Annotated in this window: 16 protein-coding genes and 2 pseudogenes; 13 read left to right on the top strand and 5 right to left on the bottom strand. The window is 59.0% G+C overall.

The annotated features are described in order from the left end of the window. From CP557_RS19585 to CP557_RS19600, 4 genes are all read left to right on the top strand, one after another. Positions 1-1212, top strand: a complete 1212-nt coding sequence (locus CP557_RS19585; protein ID WP_097381728.1) for a molybdopterin molybdotransferase MoeA — start codon at positions 1-3, stop codon at positions 1210-1212. Between the two features lie 64 nt (positions 1213-1276). After that, a complete protein-coding gene (locus CP557_RS19590; protein ID WP_097381729.1) occupies positions 1277-2482 on the top strand; it encodes a CaiB/BaiF CoA transferase family protein in 1206 nt (401 codons plus the stop codon). Positions 2483-2498: 16 nt separating this feature from the next. Continuing rightward, positions 2499-3644 (top strand): thiolase family protein, encoded by a 1146-nt coding sequence (locus CP557_RS19595; protein WP_097381730.1) that lies wholly within the window; start codon positions 2499-2501, stop codon positions 3642-3644. Then, the gene (locus CP557_RS19600; protein ID WP_097381731.1) at positions 3641-3982 is read left to right on the top strand and encodes a Zn-ribbon domain-containing OB-fold protein; all 342 of its coding nucleotides are present in this window, start codon (positions 3641-3643) and stop codon (positions 3980-3982) included. Before CP557_RS19595 ends, CP557_RS19600 begins: the two co-directional genes overlap by 4 nt. Before the next feature lie 513 nt (positions 3983-4495). Here CP557_RS19600 and CP557_RS19605 read toward each other — a convergent pair. After that, entirely contained in the window at positions 4496-6079 is a 1584-nt protein-coding gene (locus CP557_RS19605; RefSeq protein WP_097381732.1) for a transposase, read from the bottom strand. An 80-nt stretch (positions 6080-6159) separates the two neighbouring features. After that, positions 6160-6666, bottom strand: a complete 507-nt coding sequence (locus CP557_RS19610; protein ID WP_097381733.1) for an SRPBCC family protein — start codon at positions 6664-6666, stop codon at positions 6160-6162. Positions 6667-6752: 86 nt separating this feature from the next. Here CP557_RS19610 and CP557_RS19615 point away from each other — a divergent pair, with 86 nt between their 5' ends. From CP557_RS19615 to CP557_RS19640, 6 genes and pseudogenes are all read left to right on the top strand, one after another. Further along, positions 6753-7421: a helix-turn-helix domain-containing protein gene (locus CP557_RS19615; RefSeq protein WP_097381734.1), complete on the top strand. Its 669-nt coding sequence runs from the start codon at positions 6753-6755 to the stop codon at positions 7419-7421. A 51-nt stretch (positions 7422-7472) separates the two neighbouring features. Further along, on the top strand, positions 7473-8564 hold the full coding sequence (locus tag CP557_RS19620) for a saccharopine dehydrogenase family protein (protein WP_097381735.1): 1092 nt from the start codon (positions 7473-7475) through the stop codon (positions 8562-8564). A gap of 77 nt (positions 8565-8641) precedes the next feature. Next, a pseudogene (locus CP557_RS19625) lies at positions 8642-8788 on the top strand (zinc-binding dehydrogenase); the annotation flags it as partial. Between the two features lie 269 nt (positions 8789-9057). After that, positions 9058-9426 carry a UPF0175 family protein gene (locus CP557_RS19630; RefSeq protein WP_097381737.1) on the top strand — a complete coding sequence of 123 codons (369 nt, stop codon included), beginning with the start codon at positions 9058-9060 and terminating at the stop codon, positions 9424-9426. After that, positions 9423-9929: a twitching motility protein PilT gene (locus CP557_RS19635; protein ID WP_097381738.1), complete on the top strand. Its 507-nt coding sequence runs from the start codon at positions 9423-9425 to the stop codon at positions 9927-9929. The genes CP557_RS19630 and CP557_RS19635 overlap by 4 nt, the downstream gene beginning before the upstream one ends. Positions 9930-10261: 332 nt before the next feature. Beyond that, positions 10262-11164 (top strand): ABC transporter ATP-binding protein, encoded by a 903-nt coding sequence (locus CP557_RS19640; protein ID WP_097381739.1) that lies wholly within the window; start codon positions 10262-10264, stop codon positions 11162-11164. 5 nt (positions 11165-11169) lie between these two features. On the opposite strand, the gene CP557_RS19645 is transcribed toward CP557_RS19640, so the two are convergent. After that, the gene (locus CP557_RS19645; RefSeq protein ID WP_097381740.1) at positions 11170-13044 is read right to left on the bottom strand and encodes an ABC transporter permease; all 1875 of its coding nucleotides are present in this window, start codon (positions 13042-13044) and stop codon (positions 11170-11172) included. Between the two features lie 234 nt (positions 13045-13278). Between CP557_RS19645 and CP557_RS19650 the strand changes: the two genes are divergently transcribed. The 3 genes and pseudogenes from CP557_RS19650 to CP557_RS19660 all read left to right on the top strand — a co-directional run bounded on the left by CP557_RS19650 (position 13279) and on the right by CP557_RS19660 (position 17182). Beyond that, on the top strand, positions 13279-14955 hold the full coding sequence (locus CP557_RS19650) for a transposase (RefSeq protein WP_097381741.1): 1677 nt from the start codon (positions 13279-13281) through the stop codon (positions 14953-14955). A 405-nt stretch (positions 14956-15360) separates the two neighbouring features. Then, the gene (locus CP557_RS19655; protein ID WP_097381742.1) at positions 15361-16500 is read left to right on the top strand and encodes a tyrosine-type recombinase/integrase; all 1140 of its coding nucleotides are present in this window, start codon (positions 15361-15363) and stop codon (positions 16498-16500) included. A 127-nt stretch (positions 16501-16627) separates the two neighbouring features. Continuing rightward, positions 16628-17182: pseudogene (locus CP557_RS19660) on the top strand (IS6 family transposase). 171 nt (positions 17183-17353) lie between these two features. Here CP557_RS19660 and CP557_RS19665 read toward each other — a convergent pair. Beyond that, positions 17354-19000, bottom strand: coding sequence for a thiamine pyrophosphate-binding protein (locus tag CP557_RS19665; RefSeq protein WP_097381743.1), 1647 nt, complete (start codon positions 18998-19000; stop codon positions 17354-17356). Positions 19001-19195: 195 nt separating this feature from the next. Then, positions 19196-20878 (bottom strand): Na+/H+ antiporter NhaC family protein, encoded by a 1683-nt coding sequence (locus CP557_RS19670; protein ID WP_097381744.1) that lies wholly within the window; start codon positions 20876-20878, stop codon positions 19196-19198. Positions 20879-20954 lie beyond the last annotated feature (76 nt).

Genomic DNA, 20954 nt, shown 5'->3' on the forward strand with positions numbered 1-20954 from the left:
ATGTCCGATCACGACGATCTCATCCCGCTCGAGGACGCGGTCGACCGGACGATCGCCTGTCGCAACGCGTTTTTCGAGGACAGACCGAAGACGACCGCTCCCCTCGATGCCCTCTCCGGCGAGATACTCGCCGAGGACGTGATCGCCGAGGTCGATCAACCCTCGAGCGATCGCGCCACGATGGACGGCTACGCCTTCACCGCTACGGACGAGGGCCCCCTCAAGATCGTCGACGAGCGCGTCTTCCCGGAGTCGACGCCGCCGACGCTCGAATCCGGTCAGGCGGTCGCGATCGCGACGGGAGCGCCGTTGCCCGAGCGAGCGGATACCGTCTGTAAGCGCGAAGACGCGACGATCGAGGACGGCCACCTGATGCGACCGACTCTCGAGACGGGGACCTACGTCTACGAGCGCGGATCGAACGTCACGGCGGGTGAGCGGCTGTACGAGGCTGGGGAGCGTCTGTCTGCACTCGACGCGATTTTGCTCCGAGACCTGGGTCGTGAAACCGTCGAAACGTACGACCCGTTCTCCGTCGGCGTCCTCGCGACCGGGACGGAAATCCACGAGGGACGACACACCGATCTCGACTCGCCGATGCTCTGTAGTCTGCTCCGGTCGTGGGGCCACGAGCCGACGTACGAGGGCTCGGTCCCCGACGAGGGGCGACGAGTCGAGGAGCGAATCGACGAACTCGCGAAGCGACACGACGTGGTCGTCACGACCGGTGGAACGAGCGTCGGAGCGAAAGATTACGTTCTCGATGCACTGGACGCCCTCGGCGAGGTCCGCTTCCACCGCGTTCGCGTGCGGCCGGGGAAACCGATCGCCCTCGCACGGCTACCCGATCACGACGCCCTCGCCGTCGCCATTCCCGGGAAACCGATCGGTGCCTACGTTATCGCCGCCCTCGTCGCCCGGCCGTTGTTCACGGGCGATCGACCGACGGCCACGCTCGAGCGAACGACCACCCACGATGTCGGACTCGGGCCCGAGGGATTTACGTACGCCATTCCGGTCACCCTCGAGGGGGACGACGCCACGCCGCTCGGGCACGTGGAGTCGCCACTCGCGGTGTACGAGGAGACGTTCGATCCGAGCGTTCTCTCCTCGAGTACGCGCGCGGCGGCCGCCGACGGCTTCGTCCTCACCACGGCCCCCCTCGAGGCGGGAGCGCGGGTGGACGTGATTCCGACGAGTAGCTTCGAATGAGCCGGGACCGTGGCTTCCGATAGGAAGGTTTTTTGTCGACTGCACTAATCAGTCGTGGTACCACATGACTACCGGTGACCGAATTCTCGATGGCGTGACAGTCGTCGATCTGACTACGTTCGTGACCGGCGGCTTTTGCTCACTGATGCTCGCCAATCAGGGGGCGGAGGTAATCAAAGTCGAACGGCCCGGCGTCGGCGACGACAATCGACACTCGGGGCCGCCGTTTATCGACGGCGAGTCGCCGTACTTCTGGACGATCAACTACGGCAAGAAGAGTATCGAACTCGACCTCAAGAACGACGCCGGACGGGAGGCGCTGTACGACCTCGTCGGTGAGGCCGACGTGTTCCTCCAGAACTACCGCCCGGGGACGGCCGAGCGCCTCGACGTCGACGAGGAGACGATCCGTTCGCACAACGACGACATCGTCTACTGTGCGATTTCGGCGTTCGGGCAGACGGGGCCCTGGCGCGAACGGCCCGGCTACGATCTGATGGTCCAGGGGATGAGCGGAATCATGAGCGTCACCGGCGAAGCGGACGGCCGGCCGGTCAAAGTCGGGCTCCCGATGACGGACCTCATCACCGCGATGTGGGCCGCCTTCGGCATCTCGAACGCCCTCTACCGCCGCGAACGGACCGGCGACGGCGAGTATATCGATCTCGGAATGCTCGACGCCGCGCTTCCGTGGCTGTCGAAACAGGCCGGCAAGGTGTTCGCGGGCGAGTCTCCCTCGCGCATGGGAACCAAGGACCCGGTACTCGCACCCTACCAGACGTTTGAGACCGCCGACGGCTACCTCAACGTCGCCTGTCTCAATCAGAAGCTCTGGAAGGGGCTGTGCGAGGCGATCGACCGCCCCGAACTGGCCGACGACGAGCGCTTCGAGACGAACGCCGACCGCGTCGAACACATGGACGAACTCGAGGCCGAACTCGAACGGACGTTCCAGGAGTTGACGACCGACGAGTGGATGACCCTGCTCGTCGACGAGGCGGGGCTTCCGGCAGGCCCGGTACACGACGTCGAGGACGCGCTGTACAACGAGCAGACCGAGGCCCGCGAGTCGGTCACGTCGATCGAACACCCCGAACACGGCGAGATTCCCGTGATCGAGCACCCGCTGAAGTACGATCGCTCGAGCAGCGGCTTCGAGTCGCCGCCCCCGAAACTGGGGGAAGATACCCGGAGCGTCTTCCGGGATCTCGGCTACGACGAGGCGGAACTGGACGAGCTCACCGACCGCGGCGCGTTCGGAACGGAGTGATGGGAGGTCGATCGAAATGACCGACGCGTTCGTTACCGGCGTCGGAATGACGGAGTTCGCATCCGAGCAGTCGGGATCCGCGCTTGAACTGGCCGAACGGGCGGCGTGGCGAGCCCTCACCGACGCCGCCGTCGAGCCGGCGGACGTGACGTCCGTCCACGTCGGCAACATGGCGGCCGAGGCCTTCGAGGGGCGAACGGGACTCGAGAACGCGCTCTGTGGTACCCTCGGCATCGAGGGTGCGATCGCGGACCGGATCGAGAACACCAGCGCGAGCGGCGCGAGCGCCGTCCTTCGCGCCGTCCACGCGCTCGAGGCGGGCGCGTCGTCGCGTGCCCTCGTCGTCGGTGTCGAGACGATGACGTCAGCCGAGACGGAAGCGGCGACGGAACTCATCAGCCGCCTCGTCCACGACCGGGAGTACGCGCAGGGGGTCACCCTGCCGTCCTTTGCGGGACTCGCGGCCGATCACTACCTGCGAACGTACGACGTCGACCCGTCGGCGCTCGCAGCGGTTGCCGTCAAGAACCACCGTAATGCCGCCGGGAATCCGTACGCGCAGTTTCAGGAGCCGATCACCCTTGAGGAGGCGCGAACGTCGCCCCCCGTCGCGGAACCCCTTCGGCTGTACGACTGCTGTCCGACGAGCGACGGTGCCGCCGCGGTCGTCCTCGAGACGACCGCGGCGGCCGACGGGATCCGAGTCGCGAGCGTCGCCGGCGCGACCGGCACGCACGCGGTCGCCGAACGGCCCGATCCGCTCGAGATCGAGAGCGTCGAGCGGGCTGGTCACCGGGCGCTGACCGACGCGAACGTTACACGGGGCGACGTCGACGTCGCTTGCATTCACGATGCGTTCACCATCCTCGAGTTGCTCGAGCTAGAGGAGCTGGGATTTTACGACCGCGGCGACGCCTGGCGGGCGACGGTAGCGGGCGAAACGGCCCTCGATGGACGGCTGCCGGTCAATCCCGGTGGCGGACTCAAGGCCCGCGGGCATCCCCTCGGCGCGACCGGCGTCGCCCAGATAATCGAACTGACCTGGCAGTTACGCGGTGACGTCCCCGAAGAGCGACGCGTCGACGATCCGCGGACGGGACTCGCCCTCAACGTCGCCGGGTTCGGAAACAACGCAGTCTGTACGATCCTCCAGGTGCCATGACCCGAAACGTTCCGACCGATCACGCGTTCGTCTGTGAATCGTGCGACAATCGCTGGTATTACACGCGCGAGCGATGCCCGGAGTGTCGATCGACGACGGCCGACGCCTACCGGCTCCAGCAGGGAGAGGTCGTTACCGCGACGACCGTCCACGCGACGCCCCCCGGCGTTCGCTCGCCGAATCGGATCGGGATGGTACGGTTCGAACACGACGTGACGATCGTCGCCCAGCTCGGAGACGACAGTGCGGCCGGCGATACCGTGCAGTTCGGAGCGGTGGAGGTCCTTCGGGACGGCGATCGCTCCGTTTCCGGGGCTCGCCTCGTCGGTCTCGAGTGAGTGGGCCCGCGTTACGAGAAATCACGCACCGCGGTAACAACCCTACAAAACGGCCGGGTAGTGGCCCGGTGTCGACCCGGTATTGGTCGTGTCGGCGACGGCAGCCGCGAACCCGCCGCGGTCGGTCGCCGAGGTTCTCGACCGTGACCGGCGCCGTCGATTCCCTCGCTTCTCGTCACCGGCGCACCGTCCAGCGGCGGCTCGTCCGGAACGACTGCGCTCGTGGTTCGGAGCGAGCGTACACTCGAGGGTTGATCTCACGCGTTTCTGTCGCTGCGTCGCTCGAAACCACGAATCGGATCCAAACCCCTGTCGCCTTTCCTTCACAGTTTCGGAGGATGGGTCAGTTCCGGGTCAAATATCCGCTAATTCAGAGTACTTCTGCCAACTATTTGCTCGATTCCTGCTCATCCGACACATAACAATCGGACGAGTGTGGGAAATTGTGTGGATTTGGGTGCTCCTAGAGAGCGTCACCACTCCCAAGCGGCGGATCCAGCAGGAGGCAGTCGGTCAGTCAGGCGGGATCAATGCCGAGGCAACAATCTCGACACACTCACCTGCGGTCAGCACGGGTGCGTAGTCCATCTCGCCGTCGACACCCACTTTCAACAAGAAGTTCGTGAGTCGCCAGATATTGTACAGCAGCACGGCAAACACGAAGTAGAATAACCGCACGCGGTAGTCCTTCGAGGACGTCTTCGCGAGGAAGTCGTGTTTGATCGACTTGTACTCGTTTTCAATCTGCCAGCGACGACTATACCGGCGGCAGAACGTTTCGGCTTCCTCCGGCCCAACTCGGAGATTCGTCGCGAACACCGTCGTTCCCTCACCGCTCGTCGACGGGACGTACAGAAACCGCATCGGGTGTGACCCCGCCTCGACGTGCACGGACGCCGGTTCGACGGCGACCTCCTGATCGTCCTCTTCCATCTGCTCGATCGCCTCGCGTTCTGAACTGGTGATGCACTTTGGAATGAGGTAGTTGACATCGAGGTTCGAGAGTGTCTGAAACACCCGCATGGAATCGAACTCCCGATCACAGAGCACTGTTTCGATGGGGACCTGTTCTTTCGCGCGTTGAACGAGTCGTCGCACAGTACGATGAATTTGATTCGGCGGGTTCTCGTCCCACGCTGAACTCTCACGCACGGGCTCGACAGCCAGGACGAGCGGGATATTCCATCCGACAATCGAGAGTGTGGCGAATTTGAACGCCCGCCCCTCGCCGTCTTTCGTCCCGCTCACCATTGGCATCTCCTCGACATCCCCGTAGTACGGAATGGTCGTGATGTCGATGGCGGCAGTTACGGGCCGGCGGAACGAGGCTTCCGAGGCGATGACCGAGAGCAAGCGATCAGTCGTCTCATTGAATCCATTCACGAGGTCTTCGGGATCGAACTGTTTGACAGCGCGGAGATGCGTATCACCGTGAGGGCCGTACTCTTCGCCACGCCGATACTGGAACCGGGACGCTCCCTGGGCGGTGCCACAGCCGACCATCCCCATGAACGTCTGCAACTCGAAGAATCGCGTATCTTCGTACGACGCGTTCGAAGCACGGCCAGACTCGAAGTAGCCGAACGCATGATCACGTGCGAGCCGCGTCGTCTGAAAAATCTCATCCTGTGAGAACGATTCATCCTCTGGTGTGTCCTCCTTTACTGGAGGCTCCTCAACGATCTCTGCTTTGGGCCGAACCTCGGGCGCAGGAATGTCGAAATCGTGGACCTCTTTCACGACGAAGTGGGCTGCGGTCTGCACGTACTCCTGGACAGCGTCATCGAATCGATTCCGCCACGCCCGCGAGAACGCCGATTCGTCGGGGATACGGCGAAACCCAAGAATTGCGGCAACCTCCGGGTTCCGGGTGAGTCGTCGCGTGAAGGAGGCGTACGAATCCCCCGTAATCTCCAGAAAGATGAACGAGAGCACCATCGCACGAAAGGAGAGTGGAGCGGGGTGCCACGCTGGATACCCATCTTCGAGTGTGTCAATTGAGCGTTCCAAATTTTCGAATGCAGTGACGAGATAGCCCTCATGGAGGTCGTTTCGGATGTCGATGCCGAACTGATACGCCTCACAGAGAGACTGCATCCGGGATTCACTATGAGCAGTCGTATCAATCATAATATTGTCTGAATACTATAACCGGAATCTACCTGTTCCGAAGCTGATTAGCTCTCGGCCTCGTCCTCAATTATCTCCTTGAAATATTCCAACTCGACGAGGGTGTGTTCGTAGGCTTCCCGTTCAATGTCCCCAAAGAGAGCCAGACCCTTTTCAGCCACCTTCCCCGGTACAGTCGGTGGTATCCGGGCCCAGACGCGGTGAGAGAGGCGAGTCTGCCCGTCTGCCTGTTCGAGTTTCATCGTTCCGCCCTCTTCGACGGTAAACGCGAGGGGGAGTGGCGGCAGTGTATACGTGCAGGTACCAATCCAGCTGAATCGATCTTCAGTAACGACATCACGGAGATCTGCCTTGATCATGCCTTTGACTGGTCCGACAAATTCCCGCTGATAGAATCGGATCCCATCCCGGAGCGGTTTCTTCGGGTCCATGACGACCCACGTCCCGTCGTGATCTGGATTCGACTCTTCCCAGAGTGTTTCAAATTCCTCCAGATACGACCAGACTGTCGCCGGTGATGCATCAATCCTGATCGCTGCGCTTGCTTCGATCATGTACTGTCAGTCTAGGACCAGTGAGATTGTCACTATCTCCGAGTATACTCGGGGGTTTCTTATGTTCGGGATACCCATGAAACAGCATGCGCTATGCCTTCGGGGTTCTCGTCTGGAACGATGCGGAACTCCATCCGCTCGAGACTGCTATCGAAGGCTCTCCTGCCGTGACGATAGAGACGACACATCAGATCAATAGAGTTGGCGAGCAGTTCGTTGAGCTGAGTGAATTTTCAGGAGACATGGCGACGCTCGAACGACTTCTTACAGCCGAACCTTCAGTTCACGACTTTGCAGTGACACGCGAAACCGGCCTTGCGTATCTGGAGTACGAGCAATCCTCGTCGATGACGCAGCTGTTCGCCATTCTCATGGCGTATTCGCTCATCCTCGTCCCACCGGTCGAATACACCGATGAATACGAGGGGCGTGGCGTTCGCCTCACAGTCGTCGGTACGGAATCCGCAATAACACGGATCACTGCGGACCTGCCACCCGAAATTGCCCTCTATCCGGAGCGCGTTGGTGAGTATGTACCCAAGCGTGGCCACCTCGAGGACTTGCTCACCGACCGACAACAAGACGTGTTCGAGACCGCCGTCAGGCTAGGCTACTACGAGGTGCCGCGAGAAGCGACACATGAAGAAATCGCGGCGGCGGTCGAACGAGCTCCAGCGACGGTTTCGGAGCAGCTTCAGCGTATCGAAGCCAATCTGCTGCCTCGCTATCTCGAAGCGGAGTTTGGATATATGTGATCCGAGTATACTCGGGGTCACTTCTATTATTAACCCTCACGGAATCTCAGTATGTCCCGGACTGACGCCTCTGTTCTCGTCGTCGGTGGCTACGGCACTATCGGCCGGACTGTCTGTATTGAGCTCGCCGAACGTACCCAGAGAGAGATTATTGCCGCAGGCCGATCTCCAGAGAAGGCACGGGACTTCGCACGTTCAGTCACCGGCGTTGAACCCCGGACCCTTGATGTGAGCGACAGGGTGGGCTACGCGGATGCTCTCGACGATATAGGGTCGGTAGTCATGTGTCTAGATCAAGACACGCCACGGTTCGCGAAAACCTGTCTCGAGCACGGAATCGACTACGTCGACATCTCGCCGACGGACGCACTTCTCCAGGAAATCGAATCGTTCGACGATCTCGCTCGCGAACGAGCGGCGACTGCCGTCCTCAGTGTTGGTCTGTCGCCCGGAATGACGAACCTCTTCGTTACCGAAGCGACTGATGAACTCGACAGTGTCGACCGGGCGGATATCACCCTCTTGCTAGGTATCGGAGAGGCGTTCGGTCCAGACACGGTCAAATGGACTGTCGAGGATGCCCTCGGATCCTTTTCGGTTCGAAGTGACGGTGAGACTCGCTCTGTAGTCGGTCTCACCGACCCTCGGGTCGTCAATATCCCTGGGTGGGGACGACGCCGAGCCTATCGTGCAAACCTCGCTGATCAACACGTCCTTGCCCGAGCGACGAACATCCCGACGATCGAAAGCAGACTGTGTTACGATTCTCGCATCGTCACCCGCTACCTCGCGATGTTACGCCGAACCGGAGTGTACCAGCCGGTCGTTTCATTACTAGGGGTCGATAGAATCGTTAAATTGGCCGACTCCGTCCCGTTCGGCTCCAACGAGTCGGTGATCAAAGTGGAGATTCTCGGTCGACTCGACGACCGAGCAAAGCGAATCGAGCGGTGGGTTCGCGGACCCGACCAGGCCCGAGCCACTGCGATCGTGACTGCACGTGTCACCGAGGCCTTGGATTCGTCTTCCCCTGCGGGTGTCCACCACATTCAGGAGCTGTTCAGTAGCGCACCGCTCTCCGACGCACTGGTTGAGTCCGGGTACACCGTCGGCCGGACAGAACATCGCGGAGACCAGGCTTGAGTGGAGATGATCACAGGAAGATTCTGCTGTGGTGTCACTGTTGCCGTCGGTGAACAGCGTCAGTTCACAAACGCGAGACGATGGCCGTGTTGACTGACTTGCTCGAATCGGGGAACTTGAAGCCGGTCGTCGACCGGACCTACCCGCTCAAGTCCATTCCCGAGGCACTGGCCTACCTCGTGTCCGGACGTACCCGAGGGAAGGTCGTCATTACTGTCGCGTAGCAGCGGCGTGGGCGGCGTCCAACTCACCGAGCGTCTTCCAGCGATCTTCGAACCGGCGGGTGTCGGCAGTACGATCCAACTCAAAGGGCCTCGATTAGACCCAAATTATCACCTTCCAATATTGGTCGAAATAAAGGCACACATCAAAAGCATCCTCCGAGGTTGTGTTCCTTCCGAGCCCTGGGTGTAGTTGAGACCGGCCGTCTCAATGCATATGGCCTTCTGGCGCAGTTCATAAATAGTATGAAGACGTAGTTTGGCATAGAACGATGGCACGAATCACCGGCTCCTATCCAGACGATCTCGATCTCCTCATCGAGGGTGCGGTTGAGGCTGGCGTGTTTGGAGGCAAGAGCGATGCGTTGCGAGAGTTCGTGCGTGAGTACTTCGAGGACCACGAAAACGAACGCATCGCTGCTGCAGTCGCCCTCTACGAACGCGAACGAATTACGCTCGGTGACGCTGCGAGACTCGCTGATGTCGACCGCTGGACGATGCGGGATATTCTCCGTGAGCATGGTGTGGAACTCCGGCTCGGGCTCGTGGATGAGGAGGATGCGGCCTACGAAGCGGAGGCGGCGACGGAACTCGAATTCGATGATGAGGACTCGTCTGATGAGGAGTCACGTGCTAAATGACAGGTAACGATCTCCCAGCGAACCCGAGCGTCTTGAACACGACTGTTCTCTCGAATTTTGCGTACATCGATCAGCTCTGGGTAGTTGCTGACCTCTCTGGAATCTGTACGGTACCAGTCGTTCGTGAGGAACTCAAACGCGGCGTTGATAACCACCCATATCTCCAGTCAGCACTCGATACGCTTGACGACGAAATCCCAGTTGTGACAATCTCGGATACCGTCGCAAACAGAGAAACCGTTGTCGGTGAGCATCTCGATCCAGGGGAAGCACAGGCATTCGCCCTCGCCGACGCACACGACGGTCGACTACTGACAGACGACGGAGACGCCCGGTCGTTTGCGAAAGACCAGGGTGTAACCGTTGTCGGGTCGGTTGGCGTTCTGTTGGCTGCCATCGATACCGGGAGGGTTAGTGAGGAAACTGCGAATGAATGGCTCTCAACGTGGATTGATGAAATCGGATACTACGTTCCATATCGAAACATCACAGACTATCGATAATCGATCGGCTCCATGGACAATGTCACAGCTGTAATCCCCTGATGAGCTCTCACCAGTAGTTTGTTTTCAACCGTCTCTGAATGAATCGCCTGCTCAGTGTATCTGCGTATTAACCGGATACTTCATTTACGAATCTGAATAAAGAAACTGTTTGGCAATCACAATTAGGACTACAGACAGCATAGAGCTACCTCGGGCTTTCAGCGTTAATCCGGTACCTCTCCGATAGCTAAGAGAAATATTTTAACAGTCTTGCTTCTATGGCCCGTGTGGCCCTCCAAAAGAACATTCTTGACCAGCAGGCGGTTCCAATCAAACCCAGGTGACTCTTCATGTCCGTGATTAAGACAACCGGACTTACCAAGCTGTATGGTGGTAATCCAGCTGTTTCAGACCTCAATCTCGAAGTCGAAGACGGTGAAGTGTATGGATTCCTCGGTCCGAACGGTGCAGGGAAATCCACGACGATCGATATGCTGATGAACTATACCCGTCCATCAACAGGCACACTCACTGTTCTCGGACGTGACGCCCAGCAGGATGGGAGTGAAATTCACGCTCGGACTGGCATCCTCCCCGACCAGTTCGGCGTCTACAGTACCCTCACCGGACGCGAACACGTCAGCTACATCCTCGACGCGAACGATGCGATCGGCGACCCCGAAGCAATCCTCAAGCGCGTTGGCCTCGCTGACGCTGTCGACCAACGTGCCGGCGGGTACTCGAAAGGAATGGAACAACGCCTCGGACTGGCGATGGCTATCGCCGGCGAACCGGAACTACTCATCCTCGACGAACCGTTCTCCGGGCTCGACCCCTACGGAGTGCGGTTGGTTCGTGAAGTTGTCGCTGCCGAACGTGACCGTGGAGCTACTGTCTTCTTCTCCAGCCACGTCCTCGACCAAGTAGAACGAGTCTGTGATCGCGTTGGGTTACTTTCTGACGGCCACCTGATTGCAGAAGGAACGCCGAAAGAACTCCGCGACATGGCTGGTGTCCGAACGCAACTCCGCATTGAGACCAACAGCAATGACCCGCCGATACAGGTAATCAGTGAGCTTGCTGACGTCGAGGACGTCTTCTATGATTCTGGTCGGGTAGTAGTGACGTGTCCGCGGACAGTCTGTTATCGTGTCCTCGAAACACTGGATGGTGCTGGTGTGAATATCCAGTCGTTCGATATCGAACAAGGGACAATCGAGGACGCTTTCGTCGAACTCGCTAGCGATAGTTAACTCGGTTAATCGATGTTTCGCGTGCGATAAACCCAAAGTGCGACTCCTAGTGGAATCAGGAGCCACAGGAGGAGTTGTCCGAGTGCGACTGACGGATGGAGGAACCAGGCTGGAACGTCAGATCCATAGGGTAATCGTGGTACGACGATATTTGAGAACTGATTGGGTTGCAGCTCCTGAATCACAGACGAGGCCGGCGCTGCGGAGTTCGGAACCTCAATAATAGCATTTGTCACGACGTTTGGGAGTCGTAGCGGAGGTATCCATCGGAGGAATAGATATAGCGGGTCACCCGGCGGATTGAGTCCATTTACACTCACTCCCGTAATTAAGCTGTAGATAGTGTTTGAAACTGTGAACCAGGCGATTTGAACGCCCACAAAGACGAGAATCGTGAATCCGGCAATGGCTTGGCTTTGGAAAATCGTCGAGATTGAGACGCCAATCCCAGCGATCACGGTCACAAAGAAGACTGCGAACACCAGAAAGCCGACGAGTATACCAAGCGGAACAATGCCATGCTGGGGTACTGCTAGCAGGCATGTCAGGACGATCCCACCGACGATCGGAACGGCGAAGGCACCTGCTCGACCGAGCGTAAACCCGATGAGTGTCCCCATTCGTGAGATAGCAGTGCCTGCGGTGAACCGAATTGCGCCCGTATCACGTTCGTGATTTACCGAACGGAACGTACCGAACAGCACTCCGATACCGCCGATGAACGTGAGCGGTCGTTGCAGGGCAGCAAGCGGCACACGAGACCCTAGTGCGTCCTGCACGTATATTGCTGGTGAGAGACTGAGGATACCAGCGACGAACACGAGTATGCCGACACCCCAGACGAGTGGGGTACGAATGAGCCGCTGAAATTCACGGCGCGCGAGCGGTTGCCACGACCCAGGAAGCGCATCAATCAGCCCACCGTTCCCGGTGAGACGGGTAAACAATCGACTCTCAACTCGAGGAAGTGACGGAGAAACCCGTTGAAGCGTTCGGAGTATCTTGAGTTGGCTACGGGCCGCGAGATCGCTTCGCTGGAAGACTGTGATGCCACCGAGGAGGGAGAGCATCGGCCAGCTGAGCAGGAAGCCAAATCCCCACCACGCTGAGACTGGTGGCGATGTCGTCGCGAGTTCGCCTGTTTCAGTGAGGAAGTTAGATATCTGGGCGATGGCATTACCGGGGCCGACTGGAACGCCGAGCAGCCAGTTTGTGAGGACCTGAAACGCACTGAGGGGCGACAGCCAACCTGCAATCTGGAATGCTGTTTGATGGTCCATCTGCGGCCCAGGTGTTGTGCCTGTGATAAGTTGCCAGAGGACCGCCAGTGTCACATCGTTCCAAAGCGTTAGTGCGAGTGTGACGATCGTCCCGAGAATCACTGCGCGGGTCGTCGACGAACTCGCCGCGGAAAGACCGACGATAACCCCCATCCACGCATAGACGTATATCGTCACGAGGGCGAGAAAGCCGAGTAACAATAGTGGTGCGAATTGCCCATACTGGAGGGCATCGTAACTGACGGCCAGGAGTGTCCCGCCTATGATTGGGGCAAGGAGAGCCGTTCCGCGTCCGAGGACAACACTTAGGACGAGTTGCGGACGCGTGGTTTTGGTGCCGAGGATGAGTCGGGCGGTTCCGGATTCGCGTTCTCGAGTGATTGCACGGAAGCCGATTACTGCTACGGCAAACGGGACAACGACCGTGGTTGCGATTTGTGCGCTGACCAGGGGGGCTGCTCCGCCGAGAATTTGGAGTTCTGAAAGTCCTGGTTGAACTGCAAGACGGCTAAACAGGATGAAACAGAGTCCTACTATCCACGGTGTCTTGCCGCGAAGATAACGGCGACATTCAGTACGGGTGACTGAGGTGGAGGGCATCAGTGGTTGATTATCTAATGCATATCGGACTTAATAGTCTCGAAATTGGGGGATATTGGATATATTGAACTCCTTGAGAGATTATGACTGCTTTATGAGTCATAACTCGTATCAACAATCACACCCCAGAGGATGGATTTGATGCGTGCCCTTTCATTTCTGATTGCGACTCCGCTTCTATAGACAGAACGTGTGTTTTAGAGGACTTGAGCGTGTCGTTGGTACCGTCCTTCTGTGGCCCCATCACGTGAGTCTCGCCGCACTGTCTTCCGTCAGATCGCCCAGCTATCCTCCGTTGACTGGCCCACGTACGAGTCCAGCCCGCTGTTCGATCGCTCATCCCTCTCAGCACTGGAATCGGATGTTCGCCTTGTTGCGGAAACCTGGTTCCAGCATGACGATCACGAGACAGTCAAACCGTTCGTCCGCGCAGTGCCGCTCGCATACGTTCAGTTTGATGCCCACGACCGGTACGCAGGATCAACAAGCTACCAGATGGAGACACTGTTTCGCCTGTTCCTGCTGAAAGAATGCCATGGCTGGGACCACGAAACCGCGCTCGTTGAATACCTCACCCAGCATCCCGATCTCTGTGATCAACTTGGCCTAGAGTCGGTGCCGAATCAGTCGACGCTGTGGCGCAGCTGGCACCACCGCTTCACGGCTGAGCTCCAAGACACCGTCCAGACAGTAGCGCGAACGATCCTCATCAAAGCTCAAAACGCGGGTGTCTCTGTTCCACGTGAGCCAGACCGACAGACCCCCAGACACGGTGACGAGCATACGGAATCTGACCCCGATAACCAGATCATCCTGAACCAGGCAGAGACAGTTACTGAGCGGGTCAGTGATGTTGCGTTCCCTGCGTTCTCACTGGACCGAGGCGAGGGCTGTGAGATCCACGAGAACGCCTACTGGGACCTTCAGACGTATCTTGGCCTCCGTGAAAATCTCGCCGTTAACGAAGGCGCTCGCAGCTTCATTCACGAGTCCAATCGGAAGCGGACGCCGCTCGGCCACGCCCATCGCGAGCATGTACGCAACCTCTCGATCGAACAGATTCGGAAGATGTACCGCCAAGCCGTGAGTCGCCTCTTGGATCGAGTCGCAGAGACGGAGGAGTTCTTCCGAGCTGGCATCGTCGCGATCGACATCACCGAGGGCGATCCCTTCACGGGCGATCGAGCCGGCCACGAAGACGAGATTATCGGGACAAAGGAGAAAACCGATGAATACGCCTACCAGTGGGCGACCGTCCAACTGGTTGGGAATGCTGTTCCAATCGTGCTAGACGCACGGCCAGTACGCAAAGGGGACACACGCAAGGAGATCGTCAAGGACCTCTTGGATTCGGCAGAGGCGGCTGTTCATGTCGATAACGTACTGATGGATAGAGAGTTCGACAGCCAGCACATCCTCGAGATGCTCAGCCAGCGCGGCCTCTCCTACGTCGTGCCCAAGCGGATGCAGACCAGTGAGAAAGCGCAAGCGAAACGGCTGCTCAAGAAGGGAAAAGATCGCTACGAGACCGATCGAAAATTGCATCTCGGCGACAATGAGTGGCACTCAACGACGTTGATCTACCGGCGGAAAGAGGACTCCGAACACACCGATCATCAGCAGTATTCGGTGTTCATGACGAATCGGAAGAGCGGGCTCCTTACTGAGTACGGCTACCGGTGGGAGATTGAGAGTGGCTACAAATCGATCAAGCGGTTCATGGGTGCGACAACCTCGAAGGATTTTGGACTGCGATTCTTCTATTTCGCGTTCGCCTGTCTCCTGTACTCGATCTGGCGAGCGGTCGATCTACTCGTGCAGGTACAGTTGACCGGTGAATACGAACACTCGCCGATCGTAACAGCCGACAATACGCTGACGCTGGTGAAGAAGGAAACCGGAATCGGATAGTAACGAGACTCTCTCCGCGAGAGCGGGGCGTCTGAGTGGCTACGCTGTCGAAAGTCGTCGAAATTCGCGCATATGGTTGGAAAGTCAATATAACCACCCATCTGGAGAGTAACCTGAGTCGGTTTCCGCTCACTGAATCGGCCGAAACCACGCATTGTAGACCCGCTATGCCCGCTGTAGTCTCAACTTCACACGCCCTGGCATTTCGTATAGCGAAATATAATTTATAACATCGCGATCTGCTCCATTCACAGCGTCTCCCCATCGAATTCCGACGAATCGGCCGATGTGGTATACACACTTGACTTGCTCAATAATCAAGCGTGATTTTATGTGGGTCCCCTCCCTCTGTGAATCACGAACGATGGAATCAAGCAGGTTCGCGGCTCTCGAGGCTGATCGCGCGTGAATTCCGAATCGACAGCGGTCGACGAGCCCCTCGAGGCGTTCCTTCGATCGAAATCGAAAGGCGGCCAGGGAAGCGGGAACTACCGACGAAACCTCGAGCGCAGTGTCGAGGACTTCCTCGCGTGGCTCGAGGCGGACCCCCATTCGGATGGAACGTTCGACGACGTAGACGAACGAGCGTTCCGACGGTACGCGCGCGAACTCACCGGACGAGAGCTCGCACCGGGCACGATTCGGACCTACTACGCCCAGGTCAGCGCCTATGTCGGCTGGTGCGTTCGCGAGGGACTCCTCGAGGCGAACTACGCACAGCGCAACGTCGCGAAGGAACCGCTCCCCGAGAACGACGGGCGACGGTCCGGTGATCAGCAGGCCTGGACCGACGCCCACCGATCGCTGATTACGCGCTTCGTCGACGAACGAGCGCACGACGCTGCCGACGAGAAGGGGGTCGGTGCTATTCACGAGTTCCGCGATCGAGCGCTCGTCTACGTCCTCTGTTACTCCGGCGTCCGCGGCGGCGAGATCTTCGCGGATCCGAAAGACGATCGACGGAACGGCCTCACGTGGGGCGACGTCTCGCTCGAGGACCGGAAGATGACCGTCCTCGCGAAAAAGCAGGATTGGTCCGATCGATCGCTGACGAAACAAGCGATAAATCCCATGTCGCGATACAGAAGGATTCTCGATCCCGCCGGAGACGACTGGCCCGTGTTTCCGACGTTTCACCTTCCAACGCTTTACGAGACGCTTCGAACGGGATTACGGGACGAGTACGACTGGTCGTCGGACGAGATCGAGGGGTTCGTCGACGGACTCACTGGCCAACCGGAGGTTTTCGAGGCGCTCCGAGAGTACGAGGTTGCCCCGCCTTCGATCAATACCGACGGTGCTCGGCGAATCATGCGACGGCTCTGTGCGGACGCCGAGATCGAACTCGATGACAAACACGGCTATCTGGCACCGCATGGAGGCCGTCGCGGTGCCGGCGAGGTACTAGTCCGCCAGCGCGGTTTCACTGCTGCCGCTCGCCTCCTCGATAACAGCGAAGCGGTGGTTCGGCAGTCCTACTCACATATCGAAGCGAAAGAGATGGCCAAAGACGCCGGCGATGCGTTCGCTGAACACGATACGTGATTACACCCGCGATTGAACTGTTCGAGCCGTAGAGCTGGTGGTGTTTCGGCAAGCATGAACAGTGAGCGGCACGATTTTATCGAGTTCTATGGCAAAAACTGGCCGCCTCAGTGGGTACCGTGACTGAATCGATTTGAGTTATGTGGTCCGAGAGCGGACACTGCGCCGGCTGACGGCGCCTGGTCTTCGATTTCTTTTGCTCAACTATCTATCTCGGATATAGTTTGTAAATTATATGGGTTTGGTGTCGAACGAGCGAGATCGACAGTCTATTAGTGGGTGCAGAAAGCTGATCTACAGCCGACAGCGGGGAATCAGTCGGATCTCGTTGCGCTCGACGAAACCGTCATTCCACTCGACGAGCAACGCGACTGGCTGTACGCTGTTATCGATCCTGAAACGAACGAATTTCTCCATTTCAAGCTCTATACAACACGTACAACTGCACTTACTGAGATGGTTTTACGCGAATTCGTCGAGAAACACGTTATCGAATACGCCGTGTTTCTCGTCGATTCAGCTCCGAGGCTCACCGCTGCACTCCACATCTCGGGCACCACTCTCGAGACGAAACACATGGAAACCGGAACGCCGTCGAACGTCTCTTTCAAAATATATAACGACGAATCTACCGATTTCGATACTATTTAGCAACGCCGATCCGGCATCCGTCGAAACATGACTGCAGAGCGACGCATACTGGAACCAGCTACTCTGAACGATGCCACAAGTGGGTGCAGTATTTGTATCGACGGGTCGGCGAACGAAGAGGGAACGCGTTGTTCGCGGTTCGCACCGTCCTCGGCGTGTGAGCGATCGACGAGAACGCACTCTCCCCTTCTCCTCGGGGTCGTCACTCCGTGCTCATCCAGTCGCTCGCCTGCGGTTCCGATGGATCGGTGGGGATCTGAACGAGAACCGGTTCGTCTGCCGCGGTTGCGGACTCGATCGTCGACCGTATCTCGGTCGGGTCTTCGGCGTACTCACCCCGCATCCCCATACTCTCCGCGAGCGATACGAACGAAATCGGCGCGTCGCTCCAGTTGTACTCGCCATCGGAGAGGGCATAGTCTCGCCCCGCCTGATCGCTGATAATCGCGTAGTCCTCGTTCGTGAACACGACGACCGTAATCGGAACGTTCTCGGCGACGGCCGTGTGGAGCTCGTGGATGCACATCATGAGCCCGCCGTCGCCGGTGAGCACGACGACATCGTCGTTGGGATTGGCGAACTGTGCGCCGATCCCTGCCGGCAGACCGGTTCCCATCGTCGCCCACGAACCCGGGTTAACATACGACCGTGGACCGGCGGTCGTAAAGACGTTGAGCGCCCAGACGCGAAACCCACCGGCGTCGGCGGAGACGACTGCGTCCCGTGGAACGGCTTCCCGGACGCTCTCGAGTGCGCTTACCGACGTCAGCGGTGGCGACGAGTCCCGGAGCGCGTCGAGACGGTCGCTCGTGGCTTCCCGGACCTCCTTTGCACGCTCTGCCCCGTCGCGGGCGCGGATCTCCCGATCCGCAAGTGTAGCCTCGAGTTCCGACAGCGCCACCCCGGCATCGGCGATGATGCCGACCGTCGGATCGTAGCCGTTCCCGAGATCGTCGGCGTCGAGCGTCACGTGGACGAGATCCTCGGGCAGATCGACGCTCCAGGTCCGGGTCGCAACCGCGTCGAAATCCGTCCCGACCGCCAGTGCGGCGTCGGCAGTGGCGAGACAGTCGAGGAGTTCGGGAGACGCACTGCCGGAGAGCGTTCCAGCCACGTACCCGTCGGGGTCGTCGGGGAGAACGCCTTTGCCCTTGTACGTCGTCACGACGGGTGCCTCGAGTCGGTCGGCCATCCGTCGAAGCGAACCGCTCGCGTTCGCGGCACGGACGCCACCCCCGGCGACGATTACCGGCTTCGTAGCCTCGGCCAGAAGCGTCGCGGCTGCCTCGATATCCGATTCGGCGACGCTCTCGATGTACTCTCGGCTGTACTCCCCGGGTGTCGCCAGAGGGACGTCCATCCTCAAGAAGTTTTTCGGGATTCCGATCCGGACCGGCCCCTTCGGCGGGGTCTCGGCGATCGCGACGGCTTCCTCGATGACCGCGGCCGTACTTTCCGGCTGCTCGACGAGGAGGTTTTCCTTCACCACGGTATCGTAGGTGTTCGGTGGCGTCTCGTGGATTCCGCCACCCCCGCGAATCTCGGGATCGGTCTCGACAGCGATGTGGATGAGCGGCGTGCAGTCGTTGAGTGCGTTCTTCAGACCGTTCATCGCGTTCATATCACCTGGCCCGGGGACGACAGCCGTCGCCGCCGGCGTCCCACTCGTCTCCGCGTATCCCCACGCTTGATGGGACACTGCGGTTTCGTGGCGTGCAACCACGAACCGGATGTCGTCGCGTGCACCGATCGCTTCGTTCAACGGGAGCGTCTGTTTGCCCGGAATACCGAACATCGTGTCGATCCCGTTGCTCGTCAATCGTTCTATCACTGCCCGGTTGACATCCATATTTCGTCATCGGAAACCAGGTATTTATGATCTCCCATTCCGGCTATACCGTTCGCCAGCGGAGATGGCTTTCCCCGGGCTGCTCCTATCCATTCACCCTCAGAAATAATGCGGAGGGGAGCGCCGGATTCGTCTCCCAACGCGAGTGGAGCGATACCGAGATGCGGCGGGAGATCAGGACGATCGTCGCGGGCGTTAGTCGGTCCTGTCCGGCGATTTTCCATGATCGGAGTCGGCGTCCTGGTCGACGAGGTCAACGTCGCGCCGTACTGACTCCGTGTCGATCCCTCTTCGATTCGCGTCGAGTTCCGACAGGCCGTATACGAGTCCGACAAGCAGGATGATCCCTACCGGCAAGAAAAGCAGCGGTGACGCGCCGAAGAACCCGTACAGTAGGTAACAGACGATGGCCACGGTCGCAACGGTTGTCGCGTAGTACGCTTGCGTCCGGACGTGGTCGACGAGGTCAGCGCCGGTAAAGGTCGATGAGAGAACGGTCGTATCGGAGATCGGTGACGTGTGGTCCCCGAAGATCGCGCCGGAAAACACCGCACCCACGATGGCGGGAGCGAGTCCGAACCCGCCAGTGAGATCGAACGCGACGGAGAGTGCCACGGGTGTCAGCAGGCTCATGGTCGCCCACGACGACCCCATCGTGAACGAGATGAACGTCGCGGTGATGAAGACGGCAACGGGGAACACGGTGACTGGAATCGTGCCTTCGACCAGCGTCGCGACGAACGCCCCCGTCCCCAGCGCATCGGCGACGGTACTGATCGACCACGCGAGGATCAGAATCGTCACCGCAGTTAGCATGAGTTCGAACCCCTCGAGGACCGCATCGACGCCTTCGTCGGCGGTACACAGGTCGTATACGATGCCGATCGTGAACGCCGTTGTGACCATTGCGAACGATCCCCAGACGAGTGCAGTCGTCCAGGACCCGTTGCCGGCGATGGTCGTCGTCGTTTCGACGAACGTCGCGAACTCGCCTGCGAGCAGTGACTCGATTACCGGTTGGCCGTCGTAGCCGGTCCGGAGCGCGCTGCCGATCGTAACGGCGATCAGGACTACGATCGGGAGCAGGAACGTCCGGAGCATGGGTCGGTCAGTGATCGGGTCACTGAGATTTCCTTCGACTTCCTGTAGTGGATCCGCATCGTCGTCGTTGACCTTTCCCGTTTGCCAGGCACGGCGCTCCGCCGTGAGCATTTCACCGTAATCCCGCTGTGTAACGACGATGATCCCGACCATGACGATCGCGAGAATCGCATAGGTGTTGTACGGTATCGACTCGAGGTAGACGGTGAAGACGTCCGGTGTCTGTACGCCCGCTTCGGCTTCGATGTTGCTGAAGGCCTCGTCGATCATCGACAACTGGAACGCGACCCATCCCGAAATCCCGATCGTCGCGACGGGAGCGGCCGTCGAGTCGACGATATAGGAGAGCTTCTCGCGCGAGATGTTGACTCGATCGGACGTTTCACGCATCGTGTTCCCGATGATCGCAGTGTTTGCATAGTCGTCGAAGAACAGCGCGATACCCAACAGCCAGGCGACGACCCCGACTTTCCGTCTGGTTTCGAGGCGCTTACTCGTCACCTCCTGAATGGCGATCGCACCGCCCAACCGCCAGATCAGTGCAACGCCCGATCCGAGGAGAAGTGTAAAAACCAGGATCTCCGCGTGAAACCCTTCATCGGCGATGATGGCTTCCACGATCCAGTTAAACGTCTGTCCAACGCCGAGTCCGCCGGTATAGATGACTCCACCGACCCAGATGCTAACGAACAGTGAGAGGATTATGCGCCTCGTGGTGATTGCTAACACGATTGCCAAAAGCGGCGGTACCAGGGATAGTATCCCGAATTCACCCATGGAACGAATACTACCATACCAGTTGTTAAGTCTTTCCATGGATGGGATGCTCTGACACAAACTCGATGGATGCCGA

The organism is Natrinema ejinorense, from assembly GCF_002494345.1.
Classification (GTDB): domain Archaea; phylum Halobacteriota; class Halobacteria; order Halobacteriales; family Natrialbaceae; genus Natrinema; species Natrinema longum.